This is a genomic window from Algibacter aquimarinus, assembly GCF_039543265.1.
GTDB lineage: Bacteria > Bacteroidota > Bacteroidia > Flavobacteriales > Flavobacteriaceae > Algibacter_B > Algibacter_B aquimarinus.
The window spans coordinates 176,047-197,371 of record NZ_BAABJK010000006.1 but is presented as its reverse complement, the minus strand read 5'-3'; the positions used below and the strand labels follow the sequence as shown (position 1 = coordinate 197,371).

The 21,325-nt window shown below is 31.1% G+C and carries 21 protein-coding genes; 17 read left to right on the top strand and 4 right to left on the bottom strand.

Going from position 1 to position 21,325, the window contains the following annotated elements; all coding sequences use genetic code 11:
* The first annotated feature begins 24 nt into the window (after positions 1-24).
* The 7 genes from ABD939_RS10030 (at position 25) to ABD939_RS10000 (ending at position 8,694) form a co-directional block, all read left to right on the top strand.
* Positions 25-711, top strand: a complete 687-nt coding sequence (locus ABD939_RS10030) for a metal-dependent hydrolase (RefSeq protein ID WP_345167890.1) — start codon at positions 25-27, stop codon at positions 709-711.
* Positions 712-722: 11 nt separating this feature from the next.
* Positions 723-1,412 carry a DUF2490 domain-containing protein gene (locus ABD939_RS10025; RefSeq protein WP_345167887.1) on the top strand — a complete coding sequence of 230 codons (690 nt, stop codon included), beginning with the start codon at positions 723-725 and terminating at the stop codon, positions 1,410-1,412.
* A gap of 14 nt (positions 1,413-1,426) precedes the next feature.
* On the top strand, positions 1,427-2,470 hold the full coding sequence (locus ABD939_RS10020) for an o-succinylbenzoate synthase (protein WP_345167885.1): 1,044 nt from the start codon (positions 1,427-1,429) through the stop codon (positions 2,468-2,470).
* 61 nt (positions 2,471-2,531) lie between these two features.
* Positions 2,532-3,707: a CPBP family glutamic-type intramembrane protease gene (locus tag ABD939_RS10015; protein ID WP_345167882.1), complete on the top strand. Its 1,176-nt coding sequence runs from the start codon at positions 2,532-2,534 to the stop codon at positions 3,705-3,707.
* Between the two features lies 1 nt (position 3,708).
* Positions 3,709-4,785 (top strand): AMP-binding protein, encoded by a 1,077-nt coding sequence (locus ABD939_RS10010; protein ID WP_345167880.1) that lies wholly within the window; start codon positions 3,709-3,711, stop codon positions 4,783-4,785.
* Positions 4,786-4,934: 149 nt separating this feature from the next.
* Positions 4,935-7,259 carry a YfbK domain-containing protein gene (locus ABD939_RS10005; protein ID WP_345167877.1) on the top strand — a complete coding sequence of 775 codons (2,325 nt, stop codon included), beginning with the start codon at positions 4,935-4,937 and terminating at the stop codon, positions 7,257-7,259.
* Positions 7,260-7,353: 94 nt separating this feature from the next.
* Positions 7,354-8,694, top strand: a complete 1,341-nt coding sequence (locus ABD939_RS10000) for a M24 family metallopeptidase (protein WP_345167874.1) — start codon at positions 7,354-7,356, stop codon at positions 8,692-8,694.
* 46 nt (positions 8,695-8,740) lie between these two features.
* On the opposite strand, the gene ABD939_RS09995 is transcribed toward ABD939_RS10000, so the two are convergent.
* Positions 8,741-10,384: an acyl-CoA carboxylase subunit beta gene (locus tag ABD939_RS09995; protein ID WP_345167871.1), complete on the bottom strand. Its 1,644-nt coding sequence runs from the start codon at positions 10,382-10,384 to the stop codon at positions 8,741-8,743.
* A gap of 143 nt (positions 10,385-10,527) precedes the next feature.
* Here ABD939_RS09995 and ABD939_RS09990 point away from each other — a divergent pair, with 143 nt between their 5' ends.
* From ABD939_RS09990 to ettA, 8 genes are all read left to right on the top strand, one after another.
* The gene (locus ABD939_RS09990) at positions 10,528-10,884 is read left to right on the top strand and encodes a DoxX family protein (protein WP_345167868.1); all 357 of its coding nucleotides are present in this window, start codon (positions 10,528-10,530) and stop codon (positions 10,882-10,884) included.
* Between the two features lie 19 nt (positions 10,885-10,903).
* The gene (locus tag ABD939_RS09985) at positions 10,904-11,434 is read left to right on the top strand and encodes an NADPH-dependent FMN reductase (RefSeq protein WP_345167866.1); all 531 of its coding nucleotides are present in this window, start codon (positions 10,904-10,906) and stop codon (positions 11,432-11,434) included.
* 9 nt (positions 11,435-11,443) lie between these two features.
* On the top strand, positions 11,444-11,881 hold the full coding sequence (locus ABD939_RS09980) for a MarR family winged helix-turn-helix transcriptional regulator (RefSeq protein WP_345167863.1): 438 nt from the start codon (positions 11,444-11,446) through the stop codon (positions 11,879-11,881).
* Positions 11,882-11,932: 51 nt separating this feature from the next.
* Positions 11,933-12,808 carry a pirin family protein gene (locus tag ABD939_RS09975; protein WP_345167860.1) on the top strand — a complete coding sequence of 292 codons (876 nt, stop codon included), beginning with the start codon at positions 11,933-11,935 and terminating at the stop codon, positions 12,806-12,808.
* A 66-nt stretch (positions 12,809-12,874) separates the two neighbouring features.
* Positions 12,875-13,591 carry a pirin family protein gene (locus ABD939_RS09970; protein WP_345167857.1) on the top strand — a complete coding sequence of 239 codons (717 nt, stop codon included), beginning with the start codon at positions 12,875-12,877 and terminating at the stop codon, positions 13,589-13,591.
* Between the two features lie 205 nt (positions 13,592-13,796).
* Entirely contained in the window at positions 13,797-14,981 is a 1,185-nt protein-coding gene (locus tag ABD939_RS09965) for an OmpA family protein (protein ID WP_345167854.1), read from the top strand.
* Between the two features lie 179 nt (positions 14,982-15,160).
* Positions 15,161-15,343 (top strand): CAL67264 family membrane protein, encoded by a 183-nt coding sequence (locus ABD939_RS09960; RefSeq protein ID WP_167611731.1) that lies wholly within the window; start codon positions 15,161-15,163, stop codon positions 15,341-15,343.
* Between the two features lie 33 nt (positions 15,344-15,376).
* Positions 15,377-17,068 (top strand): energy-dependent translational throttle protein EttA, encoded by a 1,692-nt coding sequence (ettA, locus tag ABD939_RS09955; RefSeq protein WP_345167847.1) that lies wholly within the window; start codon positions 15,377-15,379, stop codon positions 17,066-17,068.
* 53 nt (positions 17,069-17,121) lie between these two features.
* On the opposite strand, the gene ABD939_RS09950 is transcribed toward ettA, so the two are convergent.
* From ABD939_RS09950 to ABD939_RS09940, 3 genes are all read right to left on the bottom strand, one after another.
* A complete protein-coding gene (locus tag ABD939_RS09950) occupies positions 17,122-17,331 on the bottom strand; it encodes a hypothetical protein (protein ID WP_345167844.1) in 210 nt (69 codons plus the stop codon).
* Positions 17,332-17,425: 94 nt separating this feature from the next.
* Positions 17,426-17,599: a hypothetical protein gene (locus ABD939_RS09945; RefSeq protein ID WP_345167843.1), complete on the bottom strand. Its 174-nt coding sequence runs from the start codon at positions 17,597-17,599 to the stop codon at positions 17,426-17,428.
* 142 nt (positions 17,600-17,741) lie between these two features.
* A complete protein-coding gene (locus tag ABD939_RS09940; protein WP_345167841.1) occupies positions 17,742-18,515 on the bottom strand; it encodes an MBL fold metallo-hydrolase in 774 nt (257 codons plus the stop codon).
* Positions 18,516-18,716: 201 nt separating this feature from the next.
* On the opposite strand from ABD939_RS09940, the gene ABD939_RS09935 reads away from it, so the two are divergent.
* The gene (locus tag ABD939_RS09935) at positions 18,717-20,060 is read left to right on the top strand and encodes a microtubule-binding protein (protein ID WP_345167839.1); all 1,344 of its coding nucleotides are present in this window, start codon (positions 18,717-18,719) and stop codon (positions 20,058-20,060) included.
* A gap of 168 nt (positions 20,061-20,228) precedes the next feature.
* On the top strand, positions 20,229-21,293 hold the full coding sequence (locus tag ABD939_RS09930) for a hypothetical protein (RefSeq protein WP_345167836.1): 1,065 nt from the start codon (positions 20,229-20,231) through the stop codon (positions 21,291-21,293).
* Positions 21,294-21,325: the final 32 nt, after the last annotated feature.

Here is a 21,325-nt window from a genome sequence, read left to right as displayed (position 1 = left end):
TTTTACGAGTAAAAATTTATTAAAATGAAAATCACATTTTATGGTCATGCCAGTTTAGGTATTAAAATAGATAATATTAACATTATTGTAGACCCTTTTATAACAGGAAACCCAAAAGCATCTAATATTGATATAAATAAACTAGAAGCAGATTATATTTTAGTAACACATGCACATCAAGATCATATTCTGGATGTTGAAGCTATTGCAAAACGCACCGGAGCAAAAGTAGTTTCAAATTATGAAATTGTATCATATTATGAAAAACTAGGAATTGATGGTCACCCAATGAATCATGGTGGGCAGTGGAATTTTGATTTTGGAAACGTAAGATACGTAAATGCAATACACACATCTTCTTTTCCAGATGGAAGTTATGGTGGGCAACCAGGAGGTTTTGTAATAAAAACAAAAAATAAAACTATATATATTGCTGGCGATACTGCTTTAACCTACGATATGAAGTTAATTCCAAAAGCATATAATTACGATTTAGACTTAGCTATACTACCTATTGGAGATAATTTTACCATGGGTATAGACGATGCTATTCTTGCAACAGATTTTTTAAAATGCGACCAAGTTTTAGGATATCATTACGATACATTTGGCTATATAGAAATTGATTCTGCTAAAGCAAAAGCTAAATTTGATATTGAATTAAAGTCTCTCACACTACTTGAAATTGGTGAATCCTTACAATTAAAATAAAGAGTTAATAAATGAGGAAACTATTTTTAGTAGTATGTCTTTTATTTGTATTTAAGTTTTCAAATTCTCAAATTGAACAATCTAAAACTGGTGCATGGTATATGTATTTTTTCAAGCATCAGTTTAAGAAAAGTAAGTTTGGTATTCAAGGTGATTTACAATATAGAAATTGGAATACCATTGGAGATTTAGAACAACTTTTGGTAAGAACAGGTATTACATACACACCTAAGGATTCAAATCTATTATTAACTTTAGGATATGCAAATATTACCACAGGAGTTTTTGGAGATAGTAATGATACTACTAACGAAAGTAGAATTTATCAAGAAGCTCTGTTTTCGCAGCGATTGTTAAGCCGAGTTTTATTAACTCATAGATTCAGGTATGAGCAGCGATTTGTCGAAAATCAAGATTTTAGAACACGCTACAGGTATAATTTGTTTATGAATATTCCTTTTAACAAAAAGGACTTGGTTAAAGATGCTATTTATGCAGCTTTGTATAACGAGCTATTTATAAATGGACAAACTGATATTGGTGATGATAGAATTGTTGAATTATTTGATAGAAATAGAACTTATTTAGGAATTGGTTATGTGTTGAAGCCATCAATGAAGTTTCAATTTGGTTGGATGAACCAAAAAACAGTTAATTGGGGAAAGGGTCAACTGCAATTAAGTTTTCATCATAGTTTTTAATTTGTATTAACCGTATGAAAGCAACCTATCAAAGGTTTATTTTAAAATTTAAACAAGCCAGTGGAACCTCTCGTGGTGTACTAAAAACCAAAGAAACCTTTTTTCTAATTTTACACTCTGCACAAAATACGGGTATTGGTGAATGTGGTTTATTTAGAGGTTTATCAATTGATGATAGACCAGATTATGAGGATAAGTTAAAATGGGTTTGTAATAATATTGAACTTGGTTTAGATTTACTATTAAGCGAATTAATTGAATTCCCAAGTATACAGTTTGGTTTAGAAACAGCTTTTAAATCATTACAAAGTCAAAACTCTTTCGATTTATTTCCTTCTAAATTCACCGAGAGTAAAGATTCTATTTCAATAAACGGTTTAATTTGGATGGGTTCTGAGGCTTTTATGAAAAAGCAAATTAAAGAAAAAATAAAGGCTGGTTTTAATTGTATTAAAATGAAAATTGGAGCTATTGATTTCCAACAGGAAATTAACCTTTTAAAGTCAATAAGAAAAGAATTTACATCAAGAGATATTGAACTTAGAGTGGATGCCAATGGCGCCTTTTCAACTCATGAGGCGTTAGAAAAACTCAAAATATTATCAGATTTAGATTTACATTCTATAGAGCAACCTATAAAACAAGGTCAAATAGAATTTATGGCTAAACTTTGTAGTAAAACGCCTTTACCTATAGCTTTAGATGAAGAACTAATTGGTGTTTTTTATGCAACAAAAAAAGAGGAATTAATACAAATTATTAACCCACAATATATTATTTTAAAACCTAGTCTTGTTGGTGGTTTTAAAGGAAGTAATGAATGGATAAATATTGTAGAAAACAAAAATATAGGCTGGTGGATAACCAGTGCACTTGAAAGTAATATAGGGTTAAATGCTATTTCGCAATATACATATAACAAACAAAGTAATTTACCGCAAGGCCTAGGTACAGGAAGTTTATTTACAAATAACATTCCTAGTCCTTTGCAGGTTAAAAATGGTACATTATATTACAACAAAAATATTGACTGGAATTTAAAAAAAATTAACCATTAAAATTTATGGTTAAAAGTATTAACTCTCATTCCGTAATTAATATGGAATTTAATTTGTAAACATGTATATAGCACAAACATTTAATGTATTACACGATTGGTGGCGGTATTTAGTAGGTTTAATTTTTGTTGTAATAGCCGTTGTTTTAGGTCAGTTACCTTTTACAGCTGCGGTTATGATAAAAGCGTTTAGTGAAGGTGACGGAATTGGAAAACTTGATGAGTCTAAAATGATGTCGTTATTAGAACCAAATCTTAATTTGTTTTTAATGCTTCTCTCTTTTGCAATTGGTTTATTGGGCTTATTTTTAGTTGTAAAACATTTACACAAACAATCTATAACACATTTAACAACATCCAGAAAAAAAATAGATTGGAAACGCTTCTGGTTTATTTTTATTATTTGGGGAACACTTTCTAGCAGTTTAGTAATAATCGATTATCTATTTATTACACCAGAAGATTATGTACTTAATTTTAAATTGGTTCCATTTATTATTCTTTGTGTTATAGCTATCATAATGGTGCCATTACAAACAAGTTTTGAAGAGTATCTATTCAGAGGTTATTTGATGCAAGGTATAGGGGTTTCAACAATTCATAAACAATTTCCCATAATCTTTTTATATATTCTTATTTCAATAGCAATCTTTATTTATCTCAATTTTATATATTCTTTTGGATTTTTAATGAATATTATTCTTCTAATTTTATTATCGGGGTTATTAATGTTACTACTTAATTCAAAATGGATTGAAAGGCTAATTAAGTCATCTAATTATTTTGCATTTTACAAGGTTTTTAAAAGAAACTCAACACCTTTAATAATAACATCTATAATTTTTGGAATATTACATATAGCTAACCCAGAAGTTGATAAATTGGGTTATGTTATTATGGTATATTATATAGGAACCGGTTTGTTTTTAGGAATTCTAACTTTAATGGATGAAGGTATGGAACTAGCATTAGGTTTTCATGCAGCAAATAATTTATTTACAGCATTATTAGTTACAGCGGATTGGACAGCTTTTCAAACACATTCTATTTTGAAGGATATGAGTAATCCAGAAACTATGGCTTTAGGAGAAATTTTTGTTCCTGTATTTGTCATATTTCCAATATTACTATTAATTTTGGCTAAGAAGTATAAATGGACAAACTGGAAGGATAAATTATTCGGTGAAGTGGTTGAATTACCAAAAGAAGATTACAAAATTTTAGAAAACACAGACTAGCATGATTCCAAATTATAAAAATGTACACCTTAGGTTTAAGTTAAACGGTCATCACTATTCATTTGAAGACCTTATGGAAGTAGCCTATAGTTTTGTGAAAGAGGGAGAGCCTTACCAACAAGAACTTGGTAATTTTTTATTAGATTGGTTAGACAGGCACGATTTTATAATAGTAAAAACCTCTGGTTCTACAGGAAGGCCTAAACGTTTGAAAATAAAAAAGCAGGCCATGGTTAATTCTGCTATAATGACAGGTGATTTTTTTAAGTTAGAGCCAGGTAACAAAATGTTAAACTGTTTACCTTCAAATTTTATTGCTGGCAAAATGATGATTGTACGGGCATTAATTCTAGGTTTAGAATTAGATATGGTAGAACCCAAAGCATTACCACTTATAGATTATGAAAAAAAATATGATTTTTGTGCATTTACACCTATGCAACTTAAAAATTTCGCAAAATATTTTAATAGTATAAAAACAGTTATAGTAGGAGGTGGTCGTGTTTCAAATCATATTGTAAGTCTAATACAAGATACGAAACCACAAGTTTGGGAAACTTATGGAATGACAGAGACTGTGTCTCATATAGCTGTAAAAAAACTTAATCACAGAGGTGATTCTGAAGTTCATAAACGTTTTAAAGCTTTGCCAAATATTTCATTGTCTGTAGATGATAGAAATTGTTTAGTAATTGATGCTCCAAAATTATCTGACGATAAAATAGTTACAAATGATATTGTAAAACTGCATTCTGATACAAGTTTTGATTGGTTAGGTAGGTACGATAATGTAATTAATTCAGGAGGTATAAAATTGTATCCAGAACAAATAGAATTTAAGCTTCGAGGTAAAATAGAGCCACAATTCTTTATTACCTCAATTCCTGATGATACTCTTGGTGAAAAGGTGATTTTGGTTTTAGAAAATGATAAAAATGATATTGATACATCAATTTTTAATAGCTTAGATAAATTCGAAAAACCAAAAGAGATTTTTACTATTCCTAAGTTTATAGAAACAGGTTCAGGAAAAATACACCGCAAAAAAACTTTAAAAGCATTAGGGTTAATTAATTAATCTTCACCTTTTAAACTAGAAAAAAAAGCTAAACTATTTAAGTTTAGCTTTTTTCTTTATTCACTCATTCAAAAGTACACTTCACTCATTTGCTGTTTTAAATAATAGTGGTTGGTTATAGTTTTATGAAAACTTTAAAATCAACTATTATGAAATCATTACTAAAATTATTGTTTGTATTGGCTGTAACAATACAAATGCAATCTCAAGAAAAAACTATTTATGGGAAAGTGCTGGATGAATCTAGTATACCGTTACCAGGAGCAGCCGTGTTAGTTAAAAATTCAAATATTGGAGTAACCACTGATTTTGATGGAGAATATCAAATAAAGGCTAAGGAAAAAGACACATTGGTTTTCAGTTATGTGGGTTATATTACAAAAGAAATTTTAGTAGGTACTGGTAATGTAATTACTGTTGCTTTGCAAGCTGATTACGCAACACTTGATGAAGTTGTAGTGGTTGCTTATGGCACTCAAAAAAAGAGTTCTGTTACTAGCTCTGTAACTCATGTTTCAGCGTCTCAAATTAAACGTCAAAAACAAAGGAATTACCATAATAAATTAGCAAATCAATTACAATCTAATTCAATTCCAAAAGCTTTACAAGGAAAAGTTGCAGGAGTAAGTGTTAATCAATCAATAGGTAAAACTAAACCTAATACTAAGGTTTTAATTAGAGGGGTTAGCTCATTAAACATGAAAAAACCTCTTGTTATTGTTGATGGTAAAATTACAACTTACAGTAAAATGGAGAGTTTAAATCCTAAAAACATAAAAGATATAAGTGTTTTAAAAGACGCAAGTGCTTCAGCAATTTATGGAAGTAGAGCTGCCAATGGAGTAGTAATTATATCAACAAAAAATAAATTAGTAAAGAATTCTGAAACACCATTATATATTGTTGACGGTGTGCCAATAAAAAAAGAACATAATTATATAGTTGAAGGTTTGTCTAAATCTGATATTGATAGTAAAAAAAAATATAACAAATCTGAAGCTAAGACTAAGTTTGGCAAAATAGCTAAAAATGGATGTATTGTAATTACAACGCACCAAGGTAATTTCCGATTAAATAATCAAGAGGCTTATGCAATAATTGACGAAAACACTTTTGAAAGAACAACCTTATCACCGTTATCAACTTTTTCAATAGATGTAGATAAAGCGTCTTATAGCAATGTAAGAAGAATGATTAATAATGGATTAACCATTGAACCCAACGCTGTTAAAATTGAAGAAATGATTAATTACTTTGATTATGATTATCCGCAACCAAATGGGGAACATCCTTTTTCTATAAATACTGAAGTTTCAAAAACACCTTGGCACAACGATACTAGAATTGTAAAAATTGGTCTTCAAGGAAAGACTTATAATTATGAAGAATTACCACCATCTAATCTAACATTTTTAATTGATGTATCTGGTTCTATGAGTTCTCAAAACAAATTACCGTTGCTTAAACAAGCATTTAAACTCTTGGTAAATCAACTTAGAGAGGAAGATAAAGTTTCGATAGTAGTTTACGCAGGTGCTGCTGGAGTTGTTTTAAAGCCTACTTCGGGAAAGCACAAAGATAAAATTATTAGTGCTTTAAATAATTTAAATTCAGGTGGATCTACTGCTGGAGGGGCAGGAATAGAGTTAGCTTATAAATTAGCTGAAGAAAACTTTAAGAGTAAAGGTAATAATAGAGTTATACTAGCAACGGATGGAGATTTTAATGTTGGAGCATCAAGTGATATAGATATGAAAGCACTTATTGAAGAAAAAAGAAAATCAGGAGTGTTTTTATCAGTTCTAGGTTTTGGATATGGCAATTATAAAGATTCTAAACTAGAAACATTAGCAGATAAAGGTAATGGTAATCACGCATATATAGATAATATGCAAGAAGCTCAAAAAGTATTTGGTAAAGAATTTGGTGGAACATTATTTACAATAGCCAAAGATGTTAAAATTCAAGTAGAGTTTAACCCTAATAAAGTTCAAGCTTATCGTTTAATAGGTTATGAAAATAGAATGTTGGAAGATGAAGACTTTATTGATGATACTAAAGATGCAGGTGAATTGGGAAGTGGACATTCAGTAACGGCTTTGTATGAAGTTATTCCAGTTGGTATTAAAAGCAGTTATTTAAAAGATGTTTCAGATTTAAAATATACCAAAACACAAGTTTCTCAAAATTATTCTGATGAATTATTTACTGTGAAATTTAGATATAAGAAACCAGACGGAGATAAAAGTATTGAAATGATTCATGTTCAAAAAGACAAGATTTCAGAAGCATCACAAGATTTAAAATTTGCATCATCAGTTGCTTTATTTGGTATGCAATTGAGACAATCAAAGTATCAGAATAGTGCTAGTATTGAAGATGTTATTTCATTAGCCAAAGAAGGTAGAGGAGTAGACGAAAAAGGTTATCGCTCAGAGTTTATTAGGTTAGTTTCATCTTACCAAAGTCTGTAATACTAATTCAAGTATAAGAATATAAAAGAGCAAATTTGTTTTGCTCTTTTTTTATACTCTTAAAATCCATATTTTTAAGAAAACAATAAATTTCATGAAAAACGTATCTATTATAATATTCTCATTTCTAATCTTTCAATTAAATGCACAACAAATTTTACCAATTAAAGATCGAGCCAGAGTAATTGATGAAATTCTAGCAGATCGTTTCAATAACTTGCTTCCAGAATTAATGGATCGAGCAAATCTAGATATGTGGATTTTAATTTCCAGAGAATACAACGAAGATCCTGTTTTAAAAACCATGTTACCAGCTACTTGGTTAAATGCAAGGCGTAGAACTGTAATTGTTTTTTATAGAGATAAAGCAAAGCAAAACATTGAAAAATTGGCTGTTGCACGATATAATTTTGGAGATAATATTGTTTCAGCTTGGAATAAAGAAAAACAACCAAACCAATGGAGGCGTTTAATAGAAATTATTGAAGAGCGGAACCCAAAACAGATTGGTTTAAACTACTCTAAACATTTTAATATTGCTGATGGGCTAGATAAAACAGATTTTGATGAGTTTATACAAGAACTACCATCAAGTTACAAATCTAAAGTTGTTTCTGCTGAAAAGCTAGCTGTTGGCTGGATAGAAACTAGAACCAAACGAGAAATGATTATATATAATCAGTTAATCGATATAACCCACAATATTATAGCAGAAGCATTTTCAGAAAAAGTAATAACTCCAGGAATTACTACAACTACCGAAGTAGAGTGGTGGATGCGTCAAAAAGTAAATGATTTAGGTTTAAAAACTTGGTTTCATCCAACTGTTGATGTGCAACGTTCAAAGGATGATTTGAAAGGTCATCTGTATTCATTTTCAGATCGACCAGAGCAACAAGTCATCTTACCTGGCGATTTAGTACATTGTGATTTCGGAATTACTTATTTGAGATTAAATACCGATTGTCAAGAATTAGCATATATATTAAAGCCTAATGAAACCCACCCACCAAAATTTTTATCAAATGCACTAAAAGCTGGAAATAGAGTTCAAGATATCTTTACAAATAATTTTGAAAGAGGAAAAACAGGTAACGAGATTCTATTAAAATCATTACGAGAAGCCAAAGAAGAAGGACTTAAACCTTCTATTTACTCGCATCCATTAGGAAGTTATGGACATTCTTCAGGGCCTACTATAGGGATGTGGGATTCTCAAGGTGGTGTAGCCGGTGCAGGTGATTATCCATTATATCCAAATACAGTATACGCTATAGAATTAAATACAACAGTAAGCATCCCAGAATGGAAAAGAGATATTAGAATTATGCTAGAGGAGGCTGGTTTTTTTGGAGAAGATGGATTTAGATATGTAAATGGAAGACAAACAACTTTATTGACTATTCCTAGAGTAAAAGCTCATCAAGGCAATTAAATATTTGTTTATTTCCAAAATGTTGTCACTATTAAGTTTAGCTGTATTAAACTTGTAAAACACCCATATTAAATGCCTTTTGAATTGGGGCGTGGTTAGCAGCCTCAATACCCATAGAAATCCATGTTCTTGTGTCTAAGGGATTTATAACAGCATCGGTCCAAATTCTAGCAGCAGCGTAATACGGCGATACTTGATTGTCATAACGGTCTTTAATTTTATTAAATAATTCTTCTTCTTTTTCGGGGGTAATTTTCTCTCCTTGCTTTTCAAGCGAAGCTTTTTCGATTTGCAACAAAACTTTTGCTGCAGAGTTACCACTCATTACGGCAAGTTCTGCACTAGGCCATGCAAAAATCAAGCGAGGGTCGTAAGCCTTACCACACATAGCGTAATTTCCAGCGCCATAACTATTACCAATAACTACAGTAAATTTTGGTACCACAGAATTGCTAACTGCATTTACCATTTTAGCACCATCTTTAATAATACCGGAATGTTCACTTTTACTACCAACCATAAAACCAGTAACATCTTGTAGAAAAACTAAAGGAATTTTCTTTTGGTTACAATTGGCTATAAATCGGGTGGCTTTATCAGCGGAATCATTATAAATTACACCACCAAACTGCATTTCAGTTGGTTTAGTTTTAGAACCTGTAGTTTTTACCAGTTTACGTTGGTTTGCAACAATACCTACTGCCCAACCATCTATTCTAGCATAACAGGTAATTATGGTTTGTCCATACCCAGCTTTATATTCCTCGTATTCAGAATTATCAACTAATCGCTTAATAATCTCATACATATCATATTGGTCTGCACGACTTTTTGGTATAATTCCAAATATATCTTCAGGGTTTTCAGATGGTTTTTTAGCATCTATTCTGTTAAAACCAGCTTTATCGTAATCTCCAATTTTATCAACTATATTTTTTATTTTATCTAAAGCATCTTTATCATCTTTTGCTTTATAGTCTGTAACACCAGAAATTTCACAGTGTGTTGTTGCACCACCTAAAGTTTCGTTATCAATACTTTCGCCAATAGCCGCTTTTACTAAATAACTACCTGCAAGGAAAATACTACCTGTTTTATCAACAATTAAAGCCTCATCACTCATAATAGGGAGGTAGGCACCACCGGCAACACAACTCCCCATAACCGCAGCAATTTGTGTAATACCCATACTGCTCATTATGGCATTGTTTCTAAAAATGCGTCCGAAATGCTCCTTATCAGGAAAAATCTCATCTTGCATTGGTAAATAAACACCTGCAGAATCCACCAAATAAATTATTGGTAACCTATTTTCAATGGCTATTTCTTGAGCACGCAAATTCTTTTTTCCAGTAATAGGAAACCATGCACCAGCTTTAACCGTAGCATCATTAGCAACAACAATACATTGTTTTCCTTTTACATACCCGATTTTTACAACAACACCACCTGAAGGACATCCACCATGTTCTGTATACATATCTTCACCAGCAAAAGCAGCTATTTCAATAGATTTTGATTTATCATCTAACAAATAGTCAATTCGCTCTCTAGCAGTCATTTTACCTTTACTTTTGTGCTTTTCAATACGCGATTTACCTCCACCTAAGCTTACTTTTGCTAACCGTTTTTGTAATTCTGACACTAAGAGTTTATTATGATCTTCGTTTTTATTGAAGTTGATATCCATAGAGAAATTATTTGTTACGAATTTACAAAACCAATTCCTGTATAAAAAGCGAATAATTTGTTAAAATAAATTACATGGAAATATATTCCTTGGAATATAAAATATTTTTTCTTACTTTTGTATTGTAATTAATAATTTAAGACATGAAAACAAATAAAATAATTTATTACATCGCAACAGTTTTACTTACAGCAGTGATGTTATTTTCAGTAAGCATGTATTTTCTTCAACACGAGATGATTAAAGGTGCATTTGAAAGTTTTGGATATCCCTCATATATTATATATCCATATGCTGTGGCTAAATTATTGGGACTTGTAGCACTATGGTTGCCAGGATTTAAAACACTAAAAGAGTGGGCTTATGCAGGTTTCTTTTATGCGTTTGTTTTAGCATTTTTTGCTCATTACATGATAGGCGATGGCCAACAAGGAACAGCAGTAGTAGCTTTAATAGCTTTAGCTTTATCATACATATTTTATAAAAGAATTAATAAATAGAATTTAAAAAGAAAAATAAATGAAAAATATTATTGCATTTGCGGGAACAAATAGTAAAACCTCAATAAACAAACAGTTAGTAACATACGCATCAAGCTTAGTAGAAGATGTAACGGTAGATATATTAGATTTAAACGATTTTGAATTACCTATTTACGGTATCGATTTAGAAAACGAAAAAGGTATACCAGATAATGCCAAAACGTTTTTAGAACATATAAAATCATCAGATGGTATTATATTATCTCTAGCAGAACACAATGGCGCGTATGCTACAGTATTTAAAAATATATTTGATTGGATGTCTAGAATAGACGGTAAACTTTGGAGCGATAAACCTATGCTTTTAATGGCAACTTCACCAGGAGGTAGAGGAGGTGCAACAGTTTTAGATGTAGCAAAAGGACGATTCCCTTTTATGGGCGGTAATATAGTAGCAGATTTTAGTTTCCCATCATTTTTTGATAATTTTTCAGAAGGGAAAATAACTAATGAGGATTTGAATAAAGATTTGAAAAGTAAAGTGAAAACTTTTAAAGAAGCTTTATAATTTAATAGTATGGGAGATTTATCAAAAGATATAAATTCAAAATTTGCAAATAACAGAGTAAAAGCTATGTTGAATGTTATTTATACTGCAAATTGGATATCGAGTCATCAAAACGAGTTTTTTAAGTCTTTTGGTATCTCACCACAACAGTACAATATTTTAAGAATATTAAAAGGCGCTGATGAACCTCTAAATGTTCAAACAATTAAAGATAGAATGTTAGAGCGTTCTCCAAACGCAACGCGATTAATGGATAAATTATGTGCTAAAAAATATATTGAACGCTGCCCGTCTGAACACGATAGGCGTGTTGTTAAAATAGCCATTACCAATGAGGGGAAAGATTTTTTAGAATCTATTCCTAATAATTTCAACAAAGAACTATTAAAGCGTTTAAGTGAGGAAGAAGCAGAACAATTAAGTAATCTGCTCGATAAGATGCGATAATCGTATTTTTTTAATTTAATATTTTCCATGGAAAATAAAAACAAAGTAATTATGAAATTAAATACAATAAAAACAGTAAGTCGAAGTGACTTTGTAAACATGGGTCCTATACAATTACGGCAGCCCATTCCTACGAGAACAATTGATAATATAGATCCTTTCATATTATTGCACCATTACGGACCTTATGAGATATCTGAACTAAACAATCCGTTTGATTTAGGTCCTCATCCGCATCGTGGGTTTGAACCTATTACATTTTTAATTGAAGGCGAGCAATTTCATAGAGATTCGCTTGGTAACGAAAGTGTAGTAAAGGCGGGAGATGTGCAATGGACAACCGCTGGTAGAGGAATAATTCATGCTGAAGCACCAACAAAGGATTTCGTTAAAAAAGGAGGTACTTTAGAAGGAATTCAGTTATGGTTAAACTTACCTGCTAAAAAGAAAATGATAGAAGCGAATTATCAGCATGTTGCTAATCATGATTTTAGATTAGTAACATCCGATGATAGTAAAGTTAAAATTCAAATTATAGCAGGGGAGTTGGAAGGTGTTTATGGTCGTATTAAAACACAAACAACTGTTAATGCTTTTATGATTGATGTTGAATTAGGTGGGGAATTTAATTTTGCTATTCCCGCTTCCCATCATTCAACTATATATTTATTAAAAGGTGAAGTTTTGATAAATGCTGCTGAAAATTTGAAGTTAAATGAGAATCAGTTAATTGAATTTAATCAAGATGGTGAAGGGTTTTCAATTAAAGGTAATGCAGAAATGAGCAAATTATTATTTCTTTCAGGCGAACCTTTTAACGAGCCAGTAACCACATACGGTCCTTATGTAATGAATACTCAAACAGAAATTATGGAAGCTATGCGCGATTACCAAATGGGAAAAATGGGATTTCTTCCGGCTAATTAAAATAATAATAATTCGTATATCCAGATATTTTTCCGGGTGTATCGATTAAAATAAAAAATTGAAATTATGAAAACAGTAGTTCACAAGTCGGAAACAAGAGGTTTTGCAAATCATGGTTGGCTAAAATCTTATCATACATTTAGTTTTGCAAGTTATCAAAATGCAGAACGTATGAATTTTGGAGCCTTAAGAGTTTTAAATGATGATGTAGTTGAACCAAAAATGGGTTTTGGAACGCATCCGCACCAAAATATGGAAATTATTTCTATCCCTTTAAAAGGCGCATTATCGCATAAAGATAGTATGGGGAATAAACGTGCAATTGTGGTTGGTGAAGTTCAAGTAATGAGTGCAGGAACAGGTTTAACGCATTCTGAATTTAATGATAGTACAACTGATGAAGTTAATTTTCTTCAATTATGGATAATACCAGAAGAAATGAGTGTGAAACCCAATTATGAGCAGCGAAAGTTTGATATAGAAAACCAGAATAATACGTTACAAACCGTTGTGGCTCCTAAAGACAAATTGATTGATAATGCTTTACCAATTAGTCAGCAAGCTTATATTTATAGAGCAAATTTAGATTCAGAAAAAAACATTGAATTACAGGTTAAATCTGGACAAAATGGTTTTTATGTTTTTGTTGTTGATGGAGAAGTACAAGTAGCAGGAAATAAATTGAATAATAGAGATGCTATAGGTGTTTACGAAACAGAAAGTATTGAAATACAAGCTAATAAAAATTCAGAATTGGTAATAATTGAAGTGCCTATGAATTAGTATTAATTTAATTAAAAAGCATCCATATGTGGATGCTTTTTCGTGGAATTTTACTTTTGTAGATTATTTTTATTTTTCAATATAATTAATAATTTATGTGTTGCTTTTACTCTTAAACGGCAAAAAACAACTTTTAGAAGTTTTTATTTTTCAGTTTAATGATATTGGGTAAAATTTGCATTAAGAACCCAAATCTTAAGTTAAAATGATACCTAAAAAAATACTAGCTTTAGTATACGTGTGCGTTTTTATATCTTCTATTAATGCACAAACACAATTACCCGAACTCACAAAAAAAGATTCTACAGCAGTTAGTTATTGGCTAGTTGGTCTTAGTTATAATATTATTGATGATTCAGGAGACGTTTTTGATAGATTATTTGATATTGAAGAATCATGGCATGCCGTTGCATATCCATCTCGTATTAATGTTGGTAGATATTTTGAAAACGGATTGGGCATAGAAGCCATAGCAGCCTATGTCAAATATAGTGAAGGTAAACGTGTTGATAGAGAAACTATAAACGAAAACAAAGAGTTTCTTTCTTTTGATACAAGACTAAGTTACGATTTGAATAAAATAGTAGGCGAAACAGGTTGGTTTGATCCATATGTTGGTATAGGTCTAGGTTATACTAGAGCAAATAGTTTATCGCGTGGTACTTTTAATGGTGTATTAGGTTTTAGAACATGGTTTTCTGATAACTGGGCAGCAGATGTTAATACTTCAGGAAAATGGTCATTGGATGGTACTGCAACAAACTATCTTCAACATGCAGTAGGTGTTGTATATAGGTTTGATAAAAAGAAGGAATTAACTAAAAAGGGAAAGAAAAAATTAGCTTTAATAAATCAATTAAAAGAAGAACAAATTAAGATTAATGATTCAATTGCATTAATTGCTGAGGCCAAAGAAAGTGCCAGACTACTTGAAGAAAAATTAGCCCGAGAAAGAGAAAATAATAGAATAGCAAAACTTGAGGAAGAAAAACAAAAAGCAAAAAACAAAGAGTTACAAGACATAAAAAGTGCCATACAAAACTTAGATAAAATCTATTTTGCTTTTAATTCTTCTAATTTAAATTCGCCATCAAAAGATATATTGACTAAGTTGGCTAAAATTTTAAATGATTACCCTGAATTAATAGTCGAGATTAGCGCACATACAGATTCCAGAGGAGCAGCTAAGTACAATCAAATACTCTCAGAGAAAAGATTAAAATCTACAATCAAGTATTTATTAGAAAACCAAGGTATACTACCAAAAAAGGTTGAAGGAAAAGCTTTTGGTGAAGAAAAACTACTTAATGAATGTAACGGAAAGGTAAAATGTAGTGAAGAAAAACATAAGCAAAACAGAAGATCTGAAATTAAAATCTTAAATAATTAAAGAAGTATTTGGAAACATTTTCTTTTATTTTAGTACAAATCTTTAAAAGAGGTTAGCATTAAAAGTTAACCTCTTTTTTATTTTAATAAATAACCGAATAATTTAATATTAGTTCAACTTTAGTTTTATTAGTAAAAACACGATATTTGCTTTTAGACTAACCAAAAAAAGAAAAGATTATGGCAATGAATAAAAATACGGTTTTAGCTTGGGCTACTGTTTTAATGGTAATAATGGGAATTGTATTGATTTTAATGGGAGCTTACAGGTATGACGATGTTGCAGGTTGGGGCTTTGCAACTGTTGGTATTGGTTTTTTTGCAATAGCCTGGGTGTTTAATGCTTTAAAAGGACGCGTTTAATCAGCTTTAACAAAACACATACAATTAATAAAAATGAGTGACGATAAAAAAATAATTTTTTCAATGTCTGGGTTAACCAAGACATTTAAAAGTTCAAATACACCAGTTTTAAAAAACATTTATTTAAGTTTTTTCTATGGTGCCAAAATAGGAATTTTAGGACTTAACGGTTCTGGTAAATCTACCTTACTCAAAATTATTGCTGGTGTAGATAAGAATTATCAAGGAGACGTGGTGTTCTCACAAGACTATTCTGTTGGATATTTAGAGCAGGAACCGCAACTTGATGATGATAAAACAGTAATGGAAGTAGTTCGTGAAGGTGCTGCTGAAACTGTTGCCATTCTTGATGAATACAATAATATAAACGATCAATTTGGTTTAGAGGAAGTGTATTCTGATCCAGACAAGATGGAGAAATTGATGGCTAGACAGGCAGAATTACAAGATCAAATTGATGCTGCAGGTGCTTGGGAGTTAGATACCAAATTAGAAATTGCTATGGATGCATTACGCACTCCTGATGGCGATAAAAAAATAGGTATACTTTCTGGTGGAGAAAAACGACGTGTGGCTTTATGTCGGTTATTGCTTAAAGAACCAGATGTATTACTATTAGATGAACCTACTAACCATTTGGATGCAGAGTCTGTACATTGGTTAGAGCATCATTTAGCTCAATATAAAGGAACAGTAATAGCTGTAACACACGATAGGTACTTTCTGGATAATGTAGCAGGATGGATTTTAGAGTTAGACAGAGGTGAAGGTATTCCGTGGAAAGGAAATTATTCATCTTGGTTAGATCAAAAATCTAAACGAATGGCTCAAGAAGGGAAAGCAGCTTCTAAGCGTCAGAAAACATTAGAACGCGAGTTGGAATGGGTTCGTCAAGGAGCTAAGGGACGACAAACTAAGCAAAAAGCACGTTTGAAGAATTATGATAAATTAATGAGTCAAGACCAAAAACAACTTGATGAAAAGCTTGAAATATACATTCCAAACGGACCACGTTTAGGGACCAATGTTATTGAAGCTAAAGGGGTTGCAAAAGGTTATGATGATAAATTATTATATGATGATTTAAATTTCAATTTGCCTCAAGCTGGAATTGTTGGTATTATTGGTCCAAATGGTGCTGGTAAGACCACAATTTTTAGAATGATAATGGGAGAAGAAACTCCAGATAAAGGCGAGTTTGTTGTTGGAGATACCGCTAAATTGGCTTACGTAGATCAAAAACATTCCAATATAGACCCAGAAAAAACTATTTGGCAAAACTTTAGTGATGAGCAAGAGTTGATTTTGATGGGTGGAAAAGAAGTGAATTCTAGAGCATATTTAAGTCGATTTAACTTTTCCGGAGGTGAACAAAACAAAAAAGTAAAATTGCTTTCTGGAGGAGAGCGTAACCGTTTACATTTAGCTATGACACTTAAAGAAGAAGGTAATGTATTACTTTTAGATGAGCCTACTAACGACCTTGATGTTAACACATTAAGAGCATTAGAAGAAGGTTTAGAAAACTTCGCAGGATGTGCTGTAGTAATTAGTCACGATCGTTGGTTTTTAGATAGAATATGTACACATATTTTGGCTTTTGAAGGAGATTCTCAAGTGTATTTCTTTGAAGGAAGTTTTTCTGATTATGAAGAAAATAAGAAGAAACGTTTAGGTGGTGATTTGATGCCAAAAAGAATTAAGTACAAGAAATTAGTACGATAGAAATAACGGGTGTTGCACAGATAACAAAAGCCTGCATTTGCAGGCTTTTGTTATTATTTTAATTTTAATTGACCTTCTAAGTTTTTAATTCTCTTTTTTTGTTTATTCGATTTTATTAGGCTTAAAGTTAATAATACTAATAATGTAATAAAACCTATAGTTAGGATACTGATTAATTTACTCAAATTATCAGCATCTTCAAATGTTTGTAACTGCTCTTGGATGTTTTGATAAACCAAGGTTGATGTTAATGAAAAATTCATATTAGTAGGTTTTAATGATTTAAATAAACGTCCAGAACATATACTATGGTTTCATAAGGTTTAACCCTCATTGTATTATTTTTAAATGGATTATTCAATTTCCGCCATACATATGCCCATCTGTAAAATCTTGATAGGGCTTTTCTTCTTCCTCTGCAATTTTTTTATTTATGGCATCCAAACGTTCGTTCTCTTTTTTGAGCTTATAGGATTTTCTAATACCCAAAAGTAATAAAACAGCAAAAAACACCACTACAATAGTAAGCATAGTGACAATGTCAGATTGTTCAATTAGGGAAATCTTATGCGTAAAAAATGAAATTTGGTTTAGGGGCATTTTAGTACTTTAAGTTAGATTTTTAGCTTACCAAATATACTATATTTTCATTTAAGAAAGAACAAGAAACGTATTAAAGGTTTGGATACCAATTAAGTTGTACAACCTCAATTTCTAAGTCAGCTTTGTTAACAATATTTGCAAATTTTCTTATGTCACTTAGTCCACCCGTTCCTCTATAATGATAAGGATATACTTGTTTTGGTTTAAACTCTAATACGGCATCAGCAGCACTTTCAACAGTCATTGTATACGGTAAATTCATGCAAACAAAAGCTTTATCTATATTTTTTAAAGCTCTCATTTCTGGTATATCTTCTGTATCACCAGAGATGTATATCCGCTCATTATCAAGAGTTAAAACATAGCCATTTCCCCTTCCTTTTGAATGAAATTTGAGTGCTTCCTCTCTTAAATTATACATAGGAACTGCTTCGATGGAAATATCTTTAATAACTGAAGATTCTCCGTTGTTTAATACTTTAAACATAGGTTTAAAATCTTCTGGAAATTTATCAATTACAGCAGTTGGCGCAACTATTATTGTACCATTTAAATCTATTTCTTTTAGTGTTTTTAAGTTATAATGATCGCCGTGAATATCTGTAATTAATACAATAGTAGGTTTTTTTTGATTTTTGAAGGCTAATTTCCCACCAGTTGGATCTACATAAATGGTTTCGTTACCATAGTTTAAAACCATAGTGGCATGAGATATTGGCTTTATTTCTAACCTTTTTTCAGATTCAGAGTTAGTCGAATTTTCTGTCGAATCAGCAGTTTTATCATTTTTACAACTAGAAATTAAAATGGTTATTAGAAATAAGTAGTAAAATAGTTTTTTCATTTTTATAGAATTTGTTTAAAGATAAAAAATAAAATACTTACAGATTTTTTGTAACATTTATTTAATGTATAATACCAATATGTGTAGCTATAAGGTAAAAATAAAATATGTAAAGTAAGTACTTATTTACTTTTAGAAATCATATTTTTTAACGAAATTGCTTATCCAAAAATTTGTTCAATCTTAATTTAATTTATAAACATGTCAGACGATTTTGATTTATTAGAAACCAATTCAAACGAAAAAACCGAAAAAGTAGATGTCAATTGGGGTAAAGCCATTGATACTATGAAATCTAAATTGTCTCAAGAGGATGACCCTGAAATGCGTCAGAAAATATTAAATGCGACTTTAGATGATGTTGTGCATATGGCAGAAAAGGATAGAACAACCCTTTTAGATGCCATTAAAGACTTAACGGATTATCAAGATGAAGTTGGAATTATTTTCGAGAAATTCTCTGCTCTAAATCCTACCGAACAAAAAGTTATTGATGATGCCCAAAAAGCTTTAGAACGTGCCAAAATTGAATTAGAAGATGCTCAGGCAAAACCAGACACTTGGTGGAATAACCTTTGGGGACGTAAAAGCAAAATTAAAAAAGCAGAAGACGAATTAAAATCAGCCGAGAAAGTTAGAGCGGGAGCAGATAACAAAGCAAAAGCTATGTTTCAAGAGCGTATTGAAAGTGCTGATGTACAAACGCTTTTAAGCGAGTTATCTTATAAATCTCAAGCTGCAGTTACACGTCTAAAAAATCGTGAAGTAGAAATAAAAGAAGTTGAAGAAAAATTAAAAGACGCTATTGTTGAAGCTTCAAAAAATCACACAAAAGCTTTAGAGAAAAAGAAAGAAGTTGAAGCTAAATTAGAAGAACAATATGCCTTATTAAAACAAGCGCGCCAAGAGTTGGAAGATATTGCCGATAAACAATCTGCAGAATATGCAGAAGCTATAGGTAAAGTAACTGGTTTAGAGCAAAAAGTAGAAGAACTAGAAGGTCTTAAAAACGCCTATACTACATTGGCTGCAAGTAAAGATAGTTTTGTGCACAAGCATAATTTAACTATTAAAGTATTAACGTCTTTACGTAGTAATTTACAAACGCACCGTGCAAAATTAAAATCTGATACAGAGGAACGCCTTAAATATTATGATGGTTATGTAGTTGCATTAAAAGCAAGAACCGACCAAGAATTTGCGGCTATTTTAGAGCATTTAGGTGTTAAAACTGATGAGCATATTGGAGAAACTTTAGCTTCTATGCACACAGCTAGTGCTAAGGCAAGACAAGATATGATGGATAATATTCCAGTTCACGAAAAAGTTATGCAAGGTGTTTATAGTAGTTATGCTGAGGCTTTACAGGAAATTCGTGCTAAAGACGGTGAGATTCAAAAGAATTTTGCAGAGCGTTATGGAATAGATATGAAAGAGATTTTTGAAGATTACTATAATGCTGATTCTAATGCGCCATCTGGAGATGATGGTGAACCAGCAGGGGAGCCTAAACCTGAAGCTAGCGAGGACGATTTGTTGTCTTAAAATAATTTTGTTATTCCGATTAAAGCGGTAATCTCATTAAATAATTTCAATAAATTTATATTAAAGTGCGGGGGTTGTACGACGTATTTTGTATTCATTGCAAGTAAGAAAGAGAATATTAGACCTTCTTCTTGTGTTTGTACTCCATTGTCAAATTTTAATTAAAACATGTCCATAAACCACATTGTAACACCTTTAGATTCGGCAATACTAGACTCCAAAGAGCAATACGTTTTTTATCATAAAATGATAGATTTTGCCTTTAAGGAACTCATCGTAGCAGTACAAAGACAAAACCTATGTAACGAGCAAGAGGTATTATTGTTTAAGCAATATTGTGATTTACTGCTGTATTCCATTGAAGCCATGCGTATTAAATATATGTATGACGAGGAGGATAACATGAAAGTGGATTTAACATATTCTGGATTCCCTAATTATTTAGAGTTTAGATATTTATTTAACGATTTAGAATTACGGGAGGAATATCTAGGAAAACTGACGCCTATAAGTTCACTGAAAGAAGAGTTTTTACAAACATTGATGCATAAAAAACAGCCTATAAAAAAGAGTAAGTTGTTTCAAGCGGCATCAATAGTTTACTATTCTTCGGTAAAAAAAGAGTATATATTCAATCGATTTGTACAAGGTAAAATTTTAAATGCGCCCCCAAATTCAGCAGGAGATTTATTAATTAGCTGGAGTTTTTTTGATGTATCTCACAACCGCCCATTTATTTGTTTTATGTATTTTAATTATGATGGAAATCGTATTGAGGATTATAAATATGATATTTATGAGGTATTAAAAACTGTAGCAGATAGAGATATGAATTTGGATGCAATGGCTTATACGATAGACAGAAAGCTAGCTAAAGTGTCACCAAAGCTTATAAAACGAATTGATTTGGGGCCAATTCACAATGTTTTTGCTAAGGATGAAAACGAAGTAACTCATACTATTTTAAATGCTATTGCTAAGAAAGAAGTACCATTAGAATCTTACGCAATTTCTTTAAAAATTGATGAAGTATTATCTGGTAGCGAATTTAAAGAAGGAAGTTTTTTTAGTAAACAAATTTTGCAAAAATGGGATGATGTTTTTAAACGAAAGTATGTATTTGCACCACATCGTATCATTCAATTATTATACAATAAAACACCAGAAATCATGAATAGGTTAGCTAAAGCACCTATTGAAATATCTAAATTAAAAATAGATTTAAAAAAATAAATAGTTTGCTAGCAGTATTTAAAGCTGTAAGC